Origin of the sequence: Acidisphaera rubrifaciens HS-AP3, assembly GCF_000964365.1 — a bacterium.
Classification (GTDB): Bacteria; Pseudomonadota; Alphaproteobacteria; order Acetobacterales; family Acetobacteraceae; genus Acidisphaera; species Acidisphaera rubrifaciens.
In genome coordinates, this window is sequence record NZ_BANB01001043.1 from 1 (window position 1) to 1,023 (window position 1,023).

A 1,023-nucleotide genomic window follows, 5' to 3' on the forward strand; every position below is an offset into this window, starting at 1 on the left:
AGAAGCGCCTGCGGCAGGCCGGCATCGACGGCCGCCTGCCACGCGGCGGCGGGCCAGACGCCCTGCTCGGCGGCGCGCAGGGCGGCGGCGTCGAGATGTTGAGCGAACAGCCGTTCGGCCGTCTCGCGCAGCATCCGGCCCACGCCGGCATCGGTTTCGGACTCCTCAACACTGGCCATCAACCTGCCTCGTGGCGTTGTCATCGCTCGATCGGTCGCGTGCATCCCGGCACGCGTCGTCGTATCGCCGCGCACTGCACGCCAAGCGGGCGGCGGCGTCAATCGGCGGGTCCGGACATGCAGATGCGCGTCGAATGAGGCGCCGCAATGCTGCACCTGCAAACAATTTGCGACCCTCGCGCGTAAAAGATGTTGATTGCTGCGTGACGAATACGCATGTCGTGTGCTTTGTTGCTTAAGACGGCGGAATCAACCAGCGTCGCGACGGAGGAAAGACATGGCGAGAAAATCAACGACATCACGCGGCAAGGGCACGGCGGCGCGCAAGACGGCGGCCAAGGCCTCGAACCGCAAGGCGAAGACGACGACGGCCAGGACGACGGCGAAGACCGGCGCGCGCAGGACGGCGGCGAAGGCCGCCCCGAAGAAGGCGACGACGCGCAAGGCCGCCGCCGGCAAGATGTCGACGCGCAAGGCCGCGACGTCGCGCAAGGCGATGCCGAACAAGGCCGCCGCGAAGAAGGCGACGGCGAAGACCAGCCGCAAGACCGCGAGCGCCCGGGGCGGCGAGACGCGCGCCGCGCTGTATGCGGAGATCAAGCGCCGCGGCATCGCCGGCTGCTCGCGCATGAGCAAGGCCGAGCTCGCGCGCCGTCTGGGCCGCTAGACGGCGGGTCTCGACATGGATCTCGGTCTCGCCGGCCGCACGGCGATCGTCTGCGCCGCGAGCAAGGGGCTGGGCCGCGCCTGCGCGACGGCGCTGGCGCGCGAAGGCGTCGCGGTGGTGATCACCGCGCGCACGGCCGACGTGCTCGAGGCGACGGCGGCGGCGATCCGCGCGCAG

The 1,023-nt window shown here is 70.6% G+C and carries 2 protein-coding genes; both read left to right on the forward strand.

Annotation, left to right across the window (positions count from 1 at the left end; genetic code table 11):
* Window positions 1-375: 375 nt before the first annotated feature.
* Window positions 376-846, forward strand: coding sequence for a hypothetical protein (locus B8460_RS22570; protein ID WP_158323006.1), 471 nt, complete (start codon window positions 376-378; stop codon window positions 844-846).
* Window positions 847-861: 15 nt separating this feature from the next.
* The coding region (locus tag B8460_RS19950) for an SDR family NAD(P)-dependent oxidoreductase (protein WP_048863378.1) at window positions 862-1,023 on the forward strand (162 nt) is incomplete at its 3' end.